Source organism: Arthrobacter sp. AOP36-F1-5, assembly GCF_058137995.1.
This window is the reverse complement of the sequence record NZ_CM176892.1, coordinates 2852160-2869756: the sequence shown is the minus strand read 5'-3', so window position 1 is coordinate 2869756 and position 17597 is coordinate 2852160. Positions and strand designations below refer to the sequence as shown.

Annotated in this window: 21 protein-coding genes; 15 read left to right on the top strand and 6 right to left on the bottom strand. The window is 64.6% G+C overall.

Going from position 1 to position 17597, the window contains the following annotated elements:
- Positions 1-141 precede the first annotated feature (141 nt).
- From AC3ZI9_RS13160 to AC3ZI9_RS13145, 4 genes are all read left to right on the top strand, one after another.
- Positions 142-1029 (top strand): transporter substrate-binding domain-containing protein, encoded by an 888-nt coding sequence (locus AC3ZI9_RS13160; RefSeq protein ID WP_489923677.1) that lies wholly within the window; start codon positions 142-144, stop codon positions 1027-1029.
- Positions 1013-1633, top strand: a complete 621-nt coding sequence (locus tag AC3ZI9_RS13155) for an amino acid ABC transporter permease (protein ID WP_489923676.1) — start codon at positions 1013-1015, stop codon at positions 1631-1633. The genes AC3ZI9_RS13160 and AC3ZI9_RS13155 overlap by 17 nt, the downstream gene beginning before the upstream one ends.
- Positions 1630-2388, top strand: a complete 759-nt coding sequence (locus AC3ZI9_RS13150; protein WP_443411353.1) for an amino acid ABC transporter ATP-binding protein — start codon at positions 1630-1632, stop codon at positions 2386-2388. The genes AC3ZI9_RS13155 and AC3ZI9_RS13150 overlap by 4 nt, the downstream gene beginning before the upstream one ends.
- Positions 2389-2591: 203 nt before the next feature.
- Entirely contained in the window at positions 2592-2993 is a 402-nt protein-coding gene (locus AC3ZI9_RS13145) for a hypothetical protein (RefSeq protein WP_489923675.1), read from the top strand.
- 82 nt (positions 2994-3075) lie between these two features.
- Here AC3ZI9_RS13145 and AC3ZI9_RS13140 read toward each other — a convergent pair whose 3' ends face one another.
- Genes AC3ZI9_RS13140 through AC3ZI9_RS13130 form a run of 3 tightly spaced genes read right to left on the bottom strand, consistent with a single transcriptional unit; the run spans position 3076 to position 4909 of the window.
- Positions 3076-3846, bottom strand: a complete 771-nt coding sequence (locus tag AC3ZI9_RS13140) for a hypothetical protein (protein ID WP_489923674.1) — start codon at positions 3844-3846, stop codon at positions 3076-3078.
- A 5-nt stretch (positions 3847-3851) separates the two neighbouring features.
- Complete coding sequence (locus tag AC3ZI9_RS13135; protein ID WP_489923673.1) at positions 3852-4556, bottom strand: hypothetical protein; 705 nt, start codon at positions 4554-4556, stop codon at positions 3852-3854.
- Entirely contained in the window at positions 4553-4909 is a 357-nt protein-coding gene (locus tag AC3ZI9_RS13130; protein ID WP_489923672.1) for a PadR family transcriptional regulator, read from the bottom strand. Before AC3ZI9_RS13130 ends, AC3ZI9_RS13135 begins: the two co-directional genes overlap by 4 nt.
- Before the next feature lie 200 nt (positions 4910-5109).
- Here AC3ZI9_RS13130 and paaA point away from each other — a divergent pair, with 200 nt between their 5' ends.
- Genes paaA through AC3ZI9_RS13100 form a run of 6 tightly spaced genes read left to right on the top strand, consistent with a single transcriptional unit; the run spans position 5110 to position 9768 of the window.
- A complete protein-coding gene (paaA, locus tag AC3ZI9_RS13125) occupies positions 5110-6099 on the top strand; it encodes a 1,2-phenylacetyl-CoA epoxidase subunit PaaA (protein ID WP_443409540.1) in 990 nt (329 codons plus the stop codon).
- Positions 6100-6423, top strand: coding sequence for a 1,2-phenylacetyl-CoA epoxidase subunit PaaB (gene paaB, locus AC3ZI9_RS13120; protein WP_086997996.1), 324 nt, complete (start codon positions 6100-6102; stop codon positions 6421-6423).
- Positions 6420-7271 carry a 1,2-phenylacetyl-CoA epoxidase subunit PaaC gene (gene paaC / locus AC3ZI9_RS13115; RefSeq protein ID WP_086997999.1) on the top strand — a complete coding sequence of 284 codons (852 nt, stop codon included), beginning with the start codon at positions 6420-6422 and terminating at the stop codon, positions 7269-7271. The genes paaB and paaC overlap by 4 nt, the downstream gene beginning before the upstream one ends.
- 10 nt (positions 7272-7281) lie before the next feature.
- Positions 7282-7770, top strand: a complete 489-nt coding sequence (gene paaD, locus AC3ZI9_RS13110) for a 1,2-phenylacetyl-CoA epoxidase subunit PaaD (protein ID WP_086998002.1) — start codon at positions 7282-7284, stop codon at positions 7768-7770.
- Positions 7767-8978, top strand: a complete 1212-nt coding sequence (paaE, locus tag AC3ZI9_RS13105) for a 1,2-phenylacetyl-CoA epoxidase subunit PaaE (RefSeq protein WP_086998005.1) — start codon at positions 7767-7769, stop codon at positions 8976-8978. The genes paaD and paaE overlap by 4 nt, the downstream gene beginning before the upstream one ends.
- A 10-nt stretch (positions 8979-8988) precedes the next feature.
- Positions 8989-9768 carry an enoyl-CoA hydratase/isomerase family protein gene (locus AC3ZI9_RS13100; RefSeq protein ID WP_087000795.1) on the top strand — a complete coding sequence of 260 codons (780 nt, stop codon included), beginning with the start codon at positions 8989-8991 and terminating at the stop codon, positions 9766-9768.
- Positions 9769-9803: 35 nt separating this feature from the next.
- On the opposite strand, the gene AC3ZI9_RS13095 is transcribed toward AC3ZI9_RS13100, so the two are convergent.
- Positions 9804-10253, bottom strand: a complete 450-nt coding sequence (locus AC3ZI9_RS13095) for an Lrp/AsnC family transcriptional regulator (RefSeq protein WP_087000797.1) — start codon at positions 10251-10253, stop codon at positions 9804-9806.
- A gap of 219 nt (positions 10254-10472) precedes the next feature.
- Between AC3ZI9_RS13095 and pdhA the strand changes: the two genes are divergently transcribed.
- From pdhA to AC3ZI9_RS13080, 3 genes are read left to right on the top strand one after another with little or no spacing between them, the layout of a single operon-like run.
- Entirely contained in the window at positions 10473-11660 is a 1188-nt protein-coding gene (gene pdhA, locus AC3ZI9_RS13090; RefSeq protein ID WP_087000799.1) for a pyruvate dehydrogenase (acetyl-transferring) E1 component subunit alpha, read from the top strand.
- A complete protein-coding gene (locus AC3ZI9_RS13085) occupies positions 11657-12772 on the top strand; it encodes an alpha-ketoacid dehydrogenase subunit beta (RefSeq protein WP_441391640.1) in 1116 nt (371 codons plus the stop codon). The genes pdhA and AC3ZI9_RS13085 overlap by 4 nt, the downstream gene beginning before the upstream one ends.
- Positions 12773-12774: 2 nt before the next feature.
- Complete coding sequence (locus AC3ZI9_RS13080; RefSeq protein ID WP_489923671.1) at positions 12775-14214, top strand: dihydrolipoamide acetyltransferase family protein; 1440 nt, start codon at positions 12775-12777, stop codon at positions 14212-14214.
- 148 nt (positions 14215-14362) lie between these two features.
- Here AC3ZI9_RS13080 and AC3ZI9_RS13075 read toward each other — a convergent pair whose 3' ends face one another.
- Entirely contained in the window at positions 14363-15301 is a 939-nt protein-coding gene (locus AC3ZI9_RS13075; protein WP_489923670.1) for an NAD-dependent epimerase/dehydratase family protein, read from the bottom strand.
- A gap of 176 nt (positions 15302-15477) precedes the next feature.
- Here AC3ZI9_RS13075 and AC3ZI9_RS13070 point away from each other — a divergent pair, with 176 nt between their 5' ends.
- The gene (locus tag AC3ZI9_RS13070; protein WP_489923669.1) at positions 15478-16179 is read left to right on the top strand and encodes a TetR/AcrR family transcriptional regulator; all 702 of its coding nucleotides are present in this window, start codon (positions 15478-15480) and stop codon (positions 16177-16179) included.
- Here the strand turns inward: AC3ZI9_RS13070 and AC3ZI9_RS13065 are convergent.
- Positions 16176-16556 carry a hypothetical protein gene (locus tag AC3ZI9_RS13065; protein ID WP_489923668.1) on the bottom strand — a complete coding sequence of 127 codons (381 nt, stop codon included), beginning with the start codon at positions 16554-16556 and terminating at the stop codon, positions 16176-16178. The genes AC3ZI9_RS13070 and AC3ZI9_RS13065 overlap by 4 nt on opposite strands.
- A gap of 198 nt (positions 16557-16754) precedes the next feature.
- Here AC3ZI9_RS13065 and AC3ZI9_RS13060 point away from each other — a divergent pair, with 198 nt between their 5' ends.
- Positions 16755-17594, top strand: a complete 840-nt coding sequence (locus AC3ZI9_RS13060; protein ID WP_489923667.1) for an MBL fold metallo-hydrolase — start codon at positions 16755-16757, stop codon at positions 17592-17594.
- Positions 17595-17597: the final 3 nt, after the last annotated feature.

Here is a 17597-nt window from a genome sequence, read left to right as displayed (position 1 = left end):
CGCAGCCGTCGTCGGATGCAGGGCTGGATATAACACGCGCCGCTGAACACTCCCTGTGAGTCGGGTCACCATGCCCTATTGTCTAAGTGAGTCCAAGACCCGTGAAGACGGGCCGCACCATTAGTGAACGGGGTACAGAACGTGCGACATCACATCAGGACGGCCCGCACCGGGCGCCGTCGAACAGGGCTGGTGGTCGCGGCGTTCCTGGCCGTGGCCTCGCTTTTATTCGGTGCGACGGGAGCGGCAGCCGATACGTCGGCATCCGGTTCCGGTAATTCGGCCGTCGAAGGCAAGACCTTCGTCATCGGCACGGACACCACGTTCGCGCCCTTTGAATTCCGCGGTGCCGACGGCGAACTGACCGGCATCGATATGGACATTGTCCGCGCGGTGGCCGAAGACCAGGGCTTCAAGGTCGAGATCCGTTCGCTCGGCTTCAATGCCGCACTGCAGGCGCTGACCTCCAACCAGGTCGATGGCGTCATTGCCGGCATGTCCATCACCGATGAGCGCAAGGAGGTCTACGACTTCTCGGAGCCCTACTTCGAATCCGGCGTCCAGATGGCCGTTGCCAAGAGCAATGACGACATCACCGGCTATGAGGATCTCAAGGGCAAGACCGTCACCGCGAAGACCGGCGCCGAAGGCGAGACCTACGCCAAGTCCATTGCCAAGAAATACGGCTTCAAGGTCAAATCACTGGACCAGTCGGCGAGCATGTACGAACTGGTGAAGTCCGGAAACGCCGTCGCCGTGTTCGACGACTACCCCGTGCTGGCCTACGGTATCGCCCAAAACAACGGGCTGAAAACGGTCACCGACAAGGTGCCGGGCGGCTCTTATGGCTTCGCCGTGAACAAGGGAAAGAACGCCGACCTGTTGGCTGCCTTCAACGACGGACTAGCCAAACTCAAGGCCGACGGGGAAGTACGACAAGATCCTCGACGAGTACCTCGGGGATCCCACGGCGGCCCAGCCCACGACCTTCTGGGAACTGCTGGAAAGTTCGTTGCCGGCACTGCTTAAAGGTCTGAAGAACACGATGGTCGTCACCGGGATCTCCTTCGTGGTCGCCATGATCATCGGCCTGGCCGCAGGATTCATGAAGATCGCGCGGAACATCATCGTGCGCGGGATCTCCACCACGTTCGTGAACGTCTTCCGCGGCACCCCACTGCTGCTCTGGGCCTTCATGTTCTACTTCGGCATCCCCCAATTGACGGGTCTACCCATCAATATCTGGGTCGCCGCCGTCCTGACCTTGTCGCTGAACTCGGGAGCCTACGTCGCGGAAATCGTGCGCGGCGGCATCCAATCGGTGGACCCGGGCCAAATGGAGGCCAGCAGGTCTCTGGGCCTGGGCTACGGAAAGTCCATGCAGAAGGTCGTTGTTCCGCAGGCGTTCAAGATGATGACCCCATCGCTGATCAACCAGCTGATCATCATGCTCAAGGACTCGTCCCTGCTGCTGGCCATCGGCTTCGCCGAACTGCTGTACCAGGGCCAGCAAATCTACGCGGCGAACTTCCGCGTCACCGAGACGCTGCTGATCGTCGGCGTCATTTACTTCGTCGCGGTCATGCTGCTGACGAAGCTGGCCAACTTCGCTGACAGGAGGTTCAACAAATGAGTGCGTCGACAACGGACACGGACCGCAAGCTGATGATCGAGGTGCGTGGGCTGCGCAAATCGTTCGGTTCCAACGAGGTCCTGCAGGGGATCGACGCCGAGGTGGCTGAAGGGGAAGTCGTCTGCGTGATCGGCCCTTCGGGCTCGGGCAAGTCGACGTTCCTGCGGTGCCTGAACAAGCTCGAGGACATCTCCGGGGGCACGGTGGTGGTTGACGGGTTCGACCTCACCGACCCGAAGGTGGACATCAACGACGTCCGCCGCCATATCGGCATGGTGTTTCAACACTTCAACCTCTTCCCGCATATGACCGTGGCGGAGAACGTGATGCTGGCTCCGGTTGAGTTGAAGAAGGCGTCCAAGGCAGAGGGACGCGCGAAGGCGATGGAATTGTTGACCCGGGTCGGGTTGGCCGAGAAGGCCAATGCCCGGCCAGCCGCACTCTCAGGCGGGCAGAAGCAGCGTGTGGCCATCGCCCGGGCGCTGGCCATGAACCCGGGGATCATGCTCTTTGACGAGGCCACCAGTGCCCTGGACCCGGAAATGGTGGGTGAGGTCCTGCAAGTGATCCGGGATCTGGCCAATTCGGGGATGACCCTGGTTCTGGTCACCCACGAGATGGGCTTCGCCCGTGAAGTGGGGGATCGGGTGATCTTCATGGCCGACGGCGTCGTCTGTGAGGAAGGGACGCCCGAGCAGCTCTTCAACAACCCGCAGCAGGAACGCACCAAGGAGTTCCTCTCCAAGGTCCTCTGACCCCGGAAGGGGAACGCCGTACGACGGCGGTGGACCGGCTTGGCGATGGCCGTTTCACCGCCGCTGCTGTTTCCTGGGGTCCTGGCTCCTTGTCCGGGGACGCTCTACGTGCCTACGGTGAAGATGGACGTTTCCGGAGCCGCAATCCGGGAACGGCAAGGCGGCATCCGCCGCCCTGCAGGTAACCAGCGAAGGAGCGAGTCATGAGTTCCGCAACGCCAGAACGAGACCCCAACATGGAGCCGAGCCTCGGATCCGAGTTCGTGCCGGACCCGGAAGAGGCCACCGGTGATCCGCTGGAACCGGTACCCACCGATGGTCGGGGAGGACAGCCCGCGGAAGGGTCATCGGACGACGTCGCCATGATGGAAGAGGGCGACCCGCTGCGCGAACCCACCTCCACCGAAGAGGAAGACCTGCCGTTCGTCGATGAAGAAGTCGACGTCCTGGAAGACCAGGGTGAGCTCTCGGACCCGGAGGCCGACCGACTGGCCAATGCCTCCATTGACGAGGAGGAAGACGAGGGGCTGGGCCGTGCGTTGGCCGAGGATGCCGGCGATGACCTGACTGCTGACATCAAGGAGGATCTGGGCGACGTCGAATAGCTTCCTTGGACCGTCCAAGACACTGCCCGGACCCCCATGGTCTCCACCAGGGGGTCCGGGCAGTGTCGCGTGAACCCGGTGCCTACCGGGCCAACCAGGCGACGGCCAGGACGATGAGTGCCCCGGCCGGCATGAACAACGCTGGCAGCACGGCCGCGAGTCTGGAGTGGCGTTCGGGCGCCGATGATGGTTGCAGCGGATCCACCAGTGAATCCGGGCTATCGGTCAGCGCCCGGCGGAGCTGCCAGACGGTCGCCAGGGCGATCGTCGCAGCGGCTGCGCCGAGCACCCACCCCGGCTCCAGGGCCACGACGGTCGGTGTTCCACGTCGGGGGTCGAAGAAGCCTGCCAGGGCCGCCGCGCCGGTGGCCAGAACGAAGACCAGCGCAAAGACCCACAGGTGCCGCACGGCATAATTGAAGTAGTACGGCAACCCGAGCATGAGGGTCATCGGGACGAGGAAGAGGCTCAGTTGTGGCCCCGAGAAGTCGAGGGTGGAACCGCCGAAGACCGCAGAAGCAGCGGGACCCAGAACAAAGATTGCCATGAGGGACACCACGGGGGCCATGACGGCTGAACTGGACCACACGACGCCTTGAACAGTGGGCAGCTCCAGCTCGTCGGCGTAGGAACGAGGGTCCCCAAAGTCAGTGAAGGCGGAGTGGCCGGAATCGGCGATGTGCTCGCGCACCATGGCCACCGCATCGCCGATGGCATCGCCGCGTACCTCGCGCAGGCGGAGGGCCAAGATGAAGTCGTTGATCCAGGACTTGTCGGTCTGCAGGGGGCCCATGATCTGCCTTTCGTGATCGGTTGACGCCGAGACGTGGTGTTCGCTGCTTCGCGTAGTCATGGCATTCATAGCTCCGAGACGAGGACGGCCAAGGCCATCAGCGGGATCAGCAGGTGCGGAATCAACCGGATGAGTCGTTGGACGCGCCCCACCGGGGCAGGTGGCCGGGTCGTGGGATCGATGATTGGTTCAGGGCCGGTGCGCCACGCGTTGACTGCGGCCCAGCCGCTGGCCGCCAGGATGGCGGCCCCTGACCCGAGCGCAAGCCACCACGGTTCCCACGCGGCGATGGCCTGGAAGCCGCGCTCCGGGGCCAGCAGCCCCGCGCTGGTGCCGGCGAGGATCGCCAGGACGGCCCCGGTACTCAAGATCCAGGGATGACGCAGGCCGTAGGTGAAGTAGTACGGCAAGGTCAGCAGCAGCGCGCCAGGAATGGCGAACAGGAACAGCTGCGGCAGCGACATCTCCATGCTGGCATTCCGCAGGAGGGTGGAAATGGCTGGTGCGAAGGCGATGAGCCCGACCAGGGACACCGCGGTTCCCAGAACCGGAGGATCGGTCCAACGGCCGGTCGGCACGGTGGGTAAGTCCAGCTGTTTCGCGTAGTCATCGGCTGTGCCGAAGGCTTCGTCGGCGCCCTGTCCGGAATCTGCAATATGTTCGCGGACCACGGCCACGGCATCGCCGATGGCATCTCCGCGCACGCGGCGCAGGCGCAAGGCGAAGATGAAGGCTTCGATCCAGGACTCGTCGGTTTGCGTGGAGCTCATGGCCCGGTCCGCCTTTCAGTAGTGTTTGACAGGGGGAGGTCGGTACCGGGTGGTCCTGGGCCCAGGAAGTCGCAGGTCACTGCCGCGAATTCCTGCCAGCGCCGACGATGGCGTTCGAGCTCGGCCCGCCCCGCGGTAGTCAGGGAGAAGTACTTGCGACCCGGGCCCGAGGTTCCGGCCCGCCATTCGGTCTCCACCCAGCCGGCGCCTTCGTACCGCGTCAGCAGCGGGTACAGGGTCCCGCCCTTGACCACACCCAGACCTGCTTGCTCCAGTTCGGCGATGATCGCATAGCCGTAGGACGGCCCGGTTTCCAGGGCCCGCAACGTGCACAGCCCCAGGAGTGCACGCATCCAGTCAGTGGGCCAGGGGGGTCCTGGCGTCCCGTCGTCGTGCGTTCCTGGGTGGGCGGACATAAGTAGATTGTCTGTCTAACTAGTAAGTGTGTCAATCTTTCGTAGGTTGAAGCTCATCAATTGACGGATAGGTGATCTGCCCCATATCCTGAACGAACGGTCAGTAATTCGAAACTTGTCACAGTGAGGTGAGCCCCTTGGCTGCACAGAACGACCCGAAAGGGCCCCTGTCCGCGGTACTGACGCCCGAGGAAGAGGCGGCGCAGGAGCATTTTGACGCGGTGATCGCCGACGACTCGCGCATCGAGCCGCGCGACTGGATGCCGGAGGGCTACCGCAAGACCCTCACGCGGCAGATTTCCCAGCACGCCCACTCCGAGATTATCGGCATGCAGCCCGAGGCCAACTGGATCACTCGCGCACCGAGCCTGAAGCGCAAATCCATCCTCATGGCGAAGGTCCAGGACGAGGCAGGCCACGGGCTCTACCTCTATTCGGCCGCCGAGACCCTGGGCACTCCCCGTGACGTGCTCACCGAGCAGCTGATCTCCGGCAAGGCCAAGTACTCCTCGATCTTCAACTACCCGGCCCGCTCCTGGGCGGATATGGGTGCCATCGGCTGGCTGGTCGACGGAGCCGCCATCGTGAACCAGGTTCCGTTGTGCCGTGCCTCCTACGGGCCGTACGGCCGGGCCATGGTCCGGGTCTGCAAAGAGGAATCCTTCCACCAGCGCCAGGGCTTCGAGATCCTCATGGAACTCGCTGCCGGCACCGAGTCGCAGAAGCAGATGGCACAGGACGCCATCAACCGCTTCTACGAACCCTCGCTGATGATGTTCGGTCCGCCGGACGGGGATTCGCCGAACTCACAGCAGACGATGAAATGGAAGATCAAGCGCTTCACCAACGACGATCTGCGCCAGCGTTTCGTGGGCATGATCGCCGAGCAGGTCAAGGTCCTGGGGCTGACCCTGCCCGATCCCGAACTGCGTTTCGACGAGGAAACCGGCAAATGGATGCATAAGGACCTGAACTGGGCCGAGTTCAAGGCAGTGATCGCCGGGGCCGGGCCGTGCAACGCCCAGCGCCTGCAGCGCCGCCGCGACGCCCACCACGAAGGCGCCTGGGTCCGCGAGGCCGCCGCAGCATATGCCGAGAAGATGCAACAAGAAGCAGAGGTGGCCTAGGTGGCCCAGGAAAAGAACCAGCACGACGCCGGTACCCCCGCCACACGCGAATGGCCTCTGTGGGAGGTCTTCGTCCGCTCCGCCCGTGGTCTGTCGCATGTGCACGCCGGATCGCTGCACGCACCGGATTCCGAAATGGCTGTGCGCAATGCCCGGGACCTGTACACCCGCCGCAATGAGGGTGTCTCGCTCTGGGTGGTGGCCTCCACGGATATCATCGCCTCCGACCCGGATTCCAAGGGCCAGTTCTTCGAGTCCCCTCAGGGTAAGGACTACCGGCACGCCACGTACTACAAGAAGAGCGAAGGCGTGAAGCACCTGTGAGCGCCACCGAGACCACCGAGAGCTACGGCGACTCCACCGCCTCGGCCACCCGCATCACCCCCGGAAACGCCCTGCGTCCGGAGGATATTCAGCTCCAGAAGGGGGCGCCGAGCGAAGCGGTGGCACAGTACGCCCTGCGTCTAGGCGATGACGCCCTGATACTGGCCCAACGTCTGTCGAACTGGATTTCGCGCGGCCCGGAAATCGAAGAAGACATCGCCTTGGGCAATATCGCCCTGGACCAGCTCGGCCATGCCCGGTCGTTCCTGTCTTATGCCGGGTTGGCCTGGGGCCAGAGCGAAGACGATCTGGCCTACTGGCGCGAGGAGGAGGAATTCCGCTCGCTGCACCTGTTTGAGCAGCCCAATGGCGACTTCGGCGTCACCATCATGCGCCAATTGATGATCTCGATCTACCAGCACCTGCTCTACACCGAGCTACTGGATTCCTCCGACGAAACCATCGCGGCGATCTGCGCCAAGGCGGTCAAGGAGGTCGACTACCACCGTGACCATGCCATGATGTGGACGCGCCGGCTGGGCATCGGTACCGAGGAATCGGCCCGCCGGATGCGCCATGCCCTCGAGGTCCTCTGGCCCTACGTGGGCGAACTCTTCGAAGACGAGGACCTGTACGACGAACTGGGCGACGCCGGGGTATGGCCCTCAAGCCTGCGTGAACGGTGGGACGAAGAGTTCGCCGCCATTCTTGAGTCGGCAGGCCTCGAGGTCCCCACCGGTCCGTTCGCGCTGTGCCGCGGCCGCCACGGCGAGCACTCCGAACATTTGGGACACCTGTTGGCCGAAATGCAGGTCCTGGCGCGCAAGCACCCCGGCGCCAGCTGGTAAGGAGCAAGCCATGAGCACGAGCACGACGACCCTGCGGGCCATCGCCGCGCAGGTTTGTGATCCCGAGATCCCCGTGTTGACCATCGAGGACCTGGGGATCCTGCGCGATGTCCAACTCGACGAGGACGGCGGTGTTCGAGTGGTCATCACCCCGACCTATTCGGGGTGCCCGGCCATGGACGCCATCCGCGAGGACCTGCAGACGGCGTTCCACGCCGAGGGCTACGGCGACGTCACCGTCGATCTGGTGCTCTCCCCGGCATGGACCACCGACTGGATGAGCGAATCCGGCAAGGCCAAGCTCGAGGAATACGGGATCGCGCCGCCGACAGGAACCGGTCACCGCGGCCCGGTCACCCTCGGCATGGCCGTGAAATGCCCGCTGTGCCACAGCCTGAATACCAAAGAACTCTCCCGCTTCGGGTCCACCTCCTGCAAGGCGCTCTACCAGTGCCGGGAGTGCCTGGAACCCTTCGACTACTTCAAGGTGCTTTCATGACTGCAACGACCCCCCTGCCCGAGGCCGACGACACCGAAGCGGCAGACGGTTCCGAAACCGGAACCACGTCCCGCCGTCGGGCTGCCTTCCATACCCTCGAGGTGAGCGAGGTCCGCCGGTTGACGGCTGCGGCCATCGAGGTGACCTTCGCCGTGCCGGAGGATCTGATGGGGGAGTACGACTATCTTCCCGGCCAGTACGTCGCCCTGCGCAAGGACTTGCCCGATGAAGAAGGCAACGTCTCCGAGGTCCGGCGCAGCTACTCCATCTGTGCCGAGCCGAAGCCGGGTGAAATCAAGGTGGCCATCAAACGCGATCTGGGCGGCCTCTTCTCGTCCTGGGCCAACGAATCGCTGCGGGCCGGGGACACGATGGAGGTGATGAGCCCCTCGGGTGCCTTCATCTCCAAGCACAAGATGACGGCGCTCAACGACCCGGCATCGATCGACACGACGATCAGCCACAACTTCGTCGCCGTCGCCGCCGGGTCGGGGATCACTCCGGTGATGGCCATCGCCCGGACCGTGCTGGCAGCCAACGAGCACGTCCATTTCGACCTCATCTACGCCAACCGAGCAGCCATGGATGTCATGTTCCTGGAGGAACTGGCGGATCTGAAGGACCGCTACCCCTCGCGTTTCGCCCTGCACCATGTGCTCTCGCGTGAACAGCGCATTTCCCCGCTGCTCTCCGGACGGCTCGACGCCGAAAAGCTCACCTCATTATTGGGGTCGGTCATCCGCACCAACCAGATCGACGAATGGTTCCTCTGTGGCCCGTTCGAACTGGTCCAGTTGGTCCGCGACCACCTGAGCGAGCAGGAGGTTTCGCCGGAGAAGGTGCGCTACGAACTCTTCACCACCGGCCGGCCCAACCGTCCCGAAGGCCAGATCGGTCGGGCCGTGGAAGCCGATGACTCAGGTGAGAACTACGACATCGAATTCCGGTTGGACGGACTCCAAGGCCAAGTGAAATCGCCGCTCTCCGCCCGCGAGACCATCCTCAACGCCGCCCTGCGCGTGCGTCCGGACGTCCCCTTCGCCTGTGCCGGTGGCGTCTGCGGCACCTGCCGCGCGAAACTGGTCACGGGGACGGTGGAGATGGAAGAGAACTATGCGTTGGAACCCGAAGAGATCGAAGCCGGCTACATCCTGACCTGCCAATCGCACCCGACCTCGGACGCCGTGTCCGTGAACTACGACGCCTAGGAGGCACCGCATGATCGAACTGCAGATCTCCAACGGCATCGCCGACGTCGTGCTCAACGCGCCCGAGAAGATGAACGCCCTCAATGAGGGCGCCCTGCGCGAACTCTCCGATGCCTACGAGCGGGCCGCCCAAGCCGTGGGATCCGGTGAGGTCAGGGCCCTCCTGTTGCGCGGTGAAGGCCGTGGCTTCTGCGCCGGGCGGGATATCTCCGATGTTGACCCGGCGGAGGATGACGTCCAGGGCTACCTGGGCGGTCTGGTGCAGCCGTTGTTGCGCCAGATGTCTGGGTTCCCGGCCCCGACCTTTGCCGCCGTCCAGGGAGCTTGCCTCGGCGTCGGGTTGGGTCTGGCCATTGCCACCGACGTCGTATACGTGGCGGAGAACGCCAAGATCGGTTCGCCCTTCGCCAACCTCGGGGCCACGCTGGATTCGGGCGGCCACTGGTTGTTCACCGAGCGGTTGGGCGCCCATCGGACGCTGGACATGATCTATACGGCCGAGCTGATCTCGGGGGCGGAAGCGGTGCGCTCGGGCCTCTTCAGCCGGGCGATGCCAGCGGACGAACTCCTGGAGAGCACGCGGGGAATCGTGGGCACGGTCGCCCAGGGGGCCACCCAGGCCTTCGTGGCCTCCAAAGCGCTGGTGGCCGAGGTGCGCGACCAGCGGCTCGGGCTCTGGGAGTCCATGGCCCACGAGAATCGGGCCCAGGATGGACTCTGCGCCACTGCCGACTACGCCGAGGGATTCAAAGCCTTTCAGGAGAAGCGCAAGCCACACTTCAAGGGCTGATCCGGGCGGGGCGGTTACCGTCCGGCCCGCACTCGCTAGCGGGTGTCGACGTCCTCGAAGACCAGGAACGTCTGGGTGTCCAGGACACCGGGCATCGACTGGATGTTGTCGAAGACCACGCGGCGCAGATCCACATTGTCCTTGGCCCTGACCAACAGGATCACATCGAAGTTCCCGCCCACCAGGCCGATGTGATGGACCTCCGGCAGGGCTGCGAGCCGCTCGCGGAGTTCACGCCATGAATGCTGGCGCAACTTCAACGTGACATAGGCCGAGGAGCGCAGCCCCGCCCGCACCGGGTCGACGACGGCCATGTACCGGGTGATGACCCCCTCGTCCTGCAACCTGTTGATCCGCGAGTAGGCGTGGGCGCGGGAGACGTGGACGTTCTGCGCCACGGTGGTCACCGATTGCCGGCCATCACGGGTCAGCTCGGCAATGATGCGGTGGTCGACGTCGTCGAGCTTAACGGGAATCGAGTCCATGGTTTCCTCCGGGACGGGTGTCTACGAAAGACGATGTAACGTCACTCACAGTGACGATCTGTCTTCAAGAATACGATATTTATTCGCATCTTTCTAGGCATTTGTCCTTAACTGGATACGATCGGTTGCTCCTTCGCATACTTGAGTCACGAAGTGCTTTCGACGGTGCCGTGCTGATGCGGTCTGTCGGGCGCCCGGGATTCTACGAAGGAGTACATCATGAGCGCCGTGCCAGGTGAGCCGCAAGCCACCGAAGCTGCCGACCTCGACAGCGTCTGCCGTCACTTCGGCATTTCCGTGGAGGACTACCTGCTGCCCTCACGCGGCCAGATCCAGATCGTCGATGAGGGTGGTTCGTTGCGACCCGTCGAGGACCAGGGGACCGAGCCGGGTCATGAATACCCGCTTCCCGACGACGAGACCCTGTTGAAGGCCTACGAGCAGCTGGTGATCGGCCGGCGCGCCAACGACCAGAACTCAGCCCTGGTCCGCCAGGGCAGGATGGCCGTCTACCCCTCCAGCCATGGCCAGGAAGCCTGTCAGGTGGCGGCGGCCCTGTGCCTGGGGGAGAACGACTGGATGTTCCCCACCTACCGTGACTCCGTGGCAGTGATGGCCAAGGGAGTGGATCCGGTGGAGACGATGGTGCTGTTCCGGGGTGACTGGCATGGCGGCTACGATCCGCGCCAATACAAGGTCGGCATCCAGTCCACCCCGTTGACCACCCAGTTGCTGCACGGGGTCGGCGTCGCCCATGCGGCCAAGCTGCGCGGCGAGGACACTGTTGTCTTGGCGATGTGTGGCGACGGGGCCACCAGTGAAGGCGATTTCCACGAGGCCCTGAACTTCGCCGCTGTGTTCAACCTGCCGGTGATCTTCTTCGTGCAGAACAACCAGTACGCCATTTCCGTTCCACTGTCCCAGCAGTCGGTGGCCCCGTCGCTGGCCCATAAGGCCGTCGGCTACGGCATGGCCGGCGAACGCGTGGATGGTAACGACCTGGTCGCCCTCATGGCCGTGCTGGGGCGTGCCGTGGAATTGGCCCGTACCGGGTCCGGCCCGCTGCTGGTGGAAGCCCATACCTACCGCATGCAGGCACACACCAACGCCGATGATGCCACCCGGTATCGGGAGGACGAGGAAGTGACGGCTTGGCGGGGGAAGGATCCGCTGAACCGGATGACCACGTACTTGCAGAACAAGGGCCTGCTCGACGATGCGGTCACCGAACGTATTGCTGCCCAGGCAGAACACACGGCGCAGGCCCTGCGTGACGGGCTGAACCAGGACCCGGAGATCGACCCGCTGGAACTCTTCGATCATGTATACGCCACCCAGACCCCGCAGCTCGCCGAACAGCGCGCCCTGCTCGCGGATGAACTCTCCCGGGAAGGGGACGCCAAGTGAACCCGCATATCACCACTTCATCCGAGGCCAACGGCAATGTCAGCGCCGCCACGGCCCGTGCGAGCGAGCGTGCCGCCGAGCGTGCCGAAGCCACAGGCCCCCGTCCGGTCACCCTCGCCAAGGCACTGAATACTGCCCTGGCCGACGCCATGGAAGCCGATACCGGCGTCGTCCTCTTCGGGGAAGATATCGGTACCCTCGGCGGCGTTTTCCGCATCACCGACGGGTTGACCGCACGCTTCGGCGTCGAACGCTGCTTTGACACCCCGTTGGCCGAATCCGGCATCGTTGGCATGGCGATTGGCATGGCCATGAACGGTATGCGCCCGGTCATCGAAATGCAGTTCGACGCCTTCGCCTACCCGGCCTTCGAACAGATTGCCTCCCATCTGGCCAAAATGCGCAACCGCACCCGCGGTGCCGTGGACATGCCGGTCGTCGTCCGCATCCCGTATGCCGGTGGCATCGGAGGTGTCGAGCACCATTGCGACTCTTCGGAGGCCTACTACGCACACACGCCCGGGCTGAAGGTCATGACGCCCTCAACGGTGTCCGACGCCTACCGGATGATGCGCGAAGCCATCGCCTCCAACGACCCCGTCGTCTTCCTGGAGCCGAAGAAACTGTACTTCTCCAAGGATCCGGTGGATCTTGAGGGACTGCGTGCCGAGTATGAAGCCGCTGCCGCCGCGGGTCAACACCCCACCGAAGGCCATGCTGCCGTCGCCCGGGCCGGAACCGACGCCACGCTGATTGCTTACGGCCCGTCGGTTTCCACGGCCTTGGCTGCCGCAGCGGCGGCCGCCGAGGAAGGTCGTTCACTGGAGGTCATCGACGTCCGGAGCATCGTCCCCTTCGATGACGAGACCGTCTGCGCTTCGGTGCGCAAGACGGGCCGCGCCGTGGTCATTTCCGAAGCCCCCGGATTCGCCTCCGTCGCCTCGGAGATCACTGCCCGGGTGCAGGAACGCTGCTTCCACTCCCTGGCCGCCCCGGTATTGCGGGTGACGGGATTCGACATTCCGTTCCCGGCGCCAAAGCTGGAAGGCTTCTTCCTGCCCAGCGTGGACCGCATTCTGGACACCGTCGACTCGCTGCAGTGGGAGGACTAGACATGAGCATCAAGGTATTCCTGCTTCCCGATCTGGGCGAAGGACTGACCGAGGCGGATTTGGTGAACTGGCTCGTGGCCGAGGGGGACACGATCGTCGTGGACCAGCCGATCGCCGAAGTCGAGACCGCCAAATCCCTGGTCGAGGTACCCAGCCCGTTCGCCGGCACCGTACATCAACTCCATGGTGCCGCCGGCGACACCATGGACGTCGGCAAGGCGCTGCTCTCCGTGGATGACGGTGAGGGGGTGGCCGACGGTGACGCTCCGGCGGAAGCGCCGGCCACGACCGAGGCGGCCCCCGTGGAAACGGCACAGTCCTACCGCGAGGAGGAGCGGGCCGGAGCCGGAGAAGGCTCGGGCAACGTCCTGGTCGGCTACGGCACCCCCGGCGGGGCCGGATCGACCAAGCGGACCCGCCGTCCGCGCTCCTCGGCGCCCGCCATGGCGAAGGCGCCCTCCACCGCCGCGGCCCCGGCGGCGCTACCGGTTGAGACTCCGTCGCAGTTCCGAGCCACGGCACCGACCGTGATCTCCCCACTGGTCCGCAAACTCGCGAAGGACCACGGGATCGACGTCGCAACGCTGACCGGTTCTGGCCGGAGCGGGCTGATCATGCGTGCCGATGTCCAGGGGGCCATCGACGCCTCGTCGGACGGGGCGCCGGCAGTGTCGGCAGCCTCCTCGGCTGCGGCTTCGGCCGGCGGCGTGGTCGGGGCCGACCCCCGTTCGGGGCTGGGCATTAGCTCACGTACACCGTTGAAGGGTGTCCGTAAGACCATTGCCCAAGCCATGAGCACCTCGCGCCAAGAAATCCCGGAGGCCACGGTGTGGGTCGACGTCGACGCCACCGAACTGGTCCGCATGCGGGCCAAGCTCAAGGCGGCAGATCCCCGGAACACTCCCGGGCTGCTGGCGTTCATCGCCCGCTTCACCGTCGCCGGTTTGGCCCGGTACCCGGAACTGAACACCCGGATCCAGGACGCCTCCGATGGGGGACAGGAAATTATCGGTTTCGACGGGATCAACCTGGGTATCGCCGCCCAGACGGATCGCGGTCTGATGGTGCCCAGCATTGCCCAGGCCCAAGACCTCAGCGCCCGGCAGCTCGACACCGAGGTTCGCCGGTTGGCCGGGGTGGCCCGTGAGGGCAAATGCACTCCCGCCGAGCTCACTCGTGGCACGTTCACGCTGAACAACTACGGTGTCTTCGGGGTGGATGGCTCAGCTGCGATCATCAACCATCCGGAAGTTGCCATTCTCGGCGTCGGGCGCATCATTGACCGTCCGTGGGTCGTGGACGGGGAGCTGGCCGTCCGTAAGGTCACCGAATTGACCCTGACCTTCGACCACCGGGTCTGTGACGGCGGCACCGCGGGTGGGTTCCTGCGCTATATTGCCGACGCCATCGAAAACCCCGGCTCGGTGCTCGCGGACCTGTAGGCCCCGGCCTGCAGAAGTCGAGGTGAGGAACCGGCGCGGGGGAAACCTTCTTCCGCGCCAGTTCCATCTCGGCAGCTCACTGATCCGGCGACCGTGGGCATCCGCCGAGTCCGTGGCGGTCGATGGAAGCCTTCCGGAAGGAAAGGCTTCAGGCCAGTGCCAGCCGGGAATGTTGCCACCAGTGGACGGCCGCTGCCGCGGCCGCGGGCAGGGGAGTGGGTTCGAGACCGAGCGCTTCCTGGCTGGCGTGGGAGTCCATGATGAACGGTCGATCGAATTGGTAGGCCATCTCGGTCATTTCGTGGAGGCCGGGAGCGGCGACGCTCACCAGGCGCAGCAACCACCCTGGCAACCCCGAAACCGGGGGTGGTTTGACCCCTCCTGCCCGCGCAAACGCGGCCGCCAGGTCCCGCTGTGTCGTGGGAACCGCCGTCGGGGCATGGAGGACCCGGTTCCACAATTCCGGCCGTTCGCTGGCACGGATCATCGCCGCAGCGAGGTCCGGGACGAAGGTGAAAGAGTGGGGCTGGCCCGGATGGCCGATCGCGAAGAGGCGTTTGCCCGAGAAAACAGCCTCCAACATACGCGACCCGGCATGGGCGTTCTCCACCAGTGGTCCGAAAAAATCCGAAGCAACCATGCTGACCGTCGAAGTCCCTGAGGCCTGCCGAGCAGTCAGCAGCCCAGTGCGGATGCCCCGTTTGCCTCTGGCTGCCTCGCGTGGAGAGTCTTCGTCCATGACCTGGTCCGGCTCGGAGTATGCGTACAGACCTTCGGGAAAGACGACGGGAATCCCCAGTTCACCGGCGACCTTCAAAACCACCTCTTCGGCCTGTGGCAGCATAGCTCGCCAGGCGTCGGCCCGGTAGGCGGCGTGGACGCAATGGAAGATCGCCGAGGCGCCGGTGGCGGCCTTGGCCAGTTGTGACGCATCCGTCGCGTCGGCGCGGACCCTGTGGATCAGCCGGTGGGCCGGCCCGCTGCCTGAGCGGGTGGCCATCACCACGGTATGGCCGGCATCGGCCAGTTGGAGGGCGACGGTGGAACCGACGGGGCCGGATCCGGCGACCAGGAATTGCTGGGACATGGCCTGCTCTTTCGTAGGACGGAAATGAGAGCAGTGCTCTCTGTTGCAAAGCTACCGTCAAGGAATGATGTGGTCAAGAGCGGTGCTCTCTTAAGTTGACAGTGCTCCCAGAGGTGTCGTTTGATGAGATCATGACCAGGACGTTGACGCCGCGCGAACAAGCCAGGGAGCGCACCATGGCCGAAATTCTGCGTATCGCCCGTGAACAACTGGCTGCCGAGGGGCCCGCCGCGCTATCGCTACGAGCCGTGGCCCGGCAGCTGGGTATCGTCTCCTCGGCCATCTACCGCTATGTTTCCAGCCGGGACGAACTGTTGACCCTCCTGATCGTCGAGGCGTATTCGGATCTGGGCGAGCAGGTTGAAACGGCAGTGGCCGATGCCCCGGCACACCCGCTGGAGCGATTCGAGGTGCTGGCCCGGGCCGTTCGCAGCTGGGCGCTGGGCGATGCCGCCCGCTACGCCTTGCTGTTCGGGACCCCGGTCCCGGGCTATACAGCACCGGCCGCACTCACGAACGAAGCAGGTACCCGGGTCGTGGTTGCCCTCTTCACGATTCTTGACGAGGCCTGGAACAACGGGACCATCACGACGGCGGCCAGTGGCTCCGATGGGCAGCAAAAAACACATTTCCCGGTGCGGCTCGGCCAGGACCTCGAAGCGATCAAACAAGAATATGGAATCGTCATGCCCGCAGAACTGGTGGCCCGGGGCTTCAGTTGTTGGTCCGGTCTGTTCGGGGCGGTCACCTTCGAAGTATTCGGCCACTACGGGCCAGCTACTTTCGGCGACCCCGGGGAGATCTTCGAACAAACCGTCCGGCTCCTGGCCACACAGGTGGGGCTGAACCCCGGATCTGGTGCAGGCGGTGGGATCTAGCGGCGGTAGAAGTCATCGGAAAAGGTCTCCACCGAGTCGTCGTCGCCCTCGGAGGTGGCCGCGCTGTCGGGGACCTCGGTTCCTTCGGACCCGGCGTCATTGCTCGGCTCGGCGGGGGACTTGCGCTCGTCGAGATGCAGATGGTTTTCCAGCATGCGCACCACCACCGAAGCGCCAATGAACGTGGTGCCCAGGGGGATGACGGCGGTGCTGAAAATCGTGCTTAACGCCCTCAAGGCGTTGGCGGTGACCATGTCTTGCGGATCGACCTTGTCGAAGAGGAACTGCAGGAGGTTCATCGAGAGCAGCTGCAGTGCCACACCGATGATGAGGATCGCGACCCCGTAGATCATGAGTTTGAACGAAATGCGTTTCATCGGTGTTTCCCCCGGTCCTCTGGATGCTCCCGACGGATCCTCGCCGGTGCCTTATTCCTCTCGAGCCTACCCACCGGGGCCGCCCCGACGGGTGCCACCGGATCCGCGCCCCGTGGGCAAGGGGGAATAGAGTCGGAACATCGACAGTCACTGCGGCGAACCGGGGCCCGCCCACGGGCGCCGGGACAAGGATGGATCATGAGTGCCCAGGCCACAGCAGCTCCCTGGCGGCGGGCGGGGGAGCGTAGCTATGCCCTGCGTCTGGACGGCTTTGCCGTCAATGCCGGTCTGGTGATCGGTGATGAGCGGGCGGCTGTCATCGATTCAGGGGCAGGGCCGGCCGAAGCCGCCGAGTTGTACGCGGCGGTCCGCACCCTGACCGACCTGCCCCTGATGCTGATCAATACGCATGCACACGGTGACCACTTCTTCGGCAATGCGTACTTCCGGGCCCAGGGCGTGGTCGATATCTGGGGTCACGCCGCAGCCGCCACGTCGATCGCCTGCCACGGCGCCGCACAACGCGACCTGGTGCTGGAGGTGGACCCGGCCATGGCTGCGGCCCGCGGTCCACACACCGAAATTCTTGCCCCGAACCGAACCGTGGGAATCGACGGCGTGGAACTGGATCTTGGGGGGTGGTCCATCACGCTCTTCCACCTCGGCCCCGCCCATACCGAAGGGGATCTGCTCATCGCTTCCGGGGATGTGCTCTTTGTCGGCGATCTCGTCGAAGAGGGGGCCAAACCCCAATTCGGGGGCTCCTTCCCCGACTCATGGAACGAGGCCCTGGGACGGCTCATGGCCCTGGGTGGAAGCCACCCGGTGGTCGTGCCCGGACATGGGGAGTTCGTGGACCTGGATTTCGTGCGGGACCAGCGGGAGGAGCTTCGCACGGCCATCAAGCTGTGCCGTGTCGCGCTCGAAGACCGCTCCACCGACCCGGCTCGGGTCATTCCCTCCCTGCCCTATGCCCCGGCGCAGTCGCGGCACCTGCTTCGCCGGGTGAGGGACACCACCGGGCCGCAAGGGGAGTAGAGA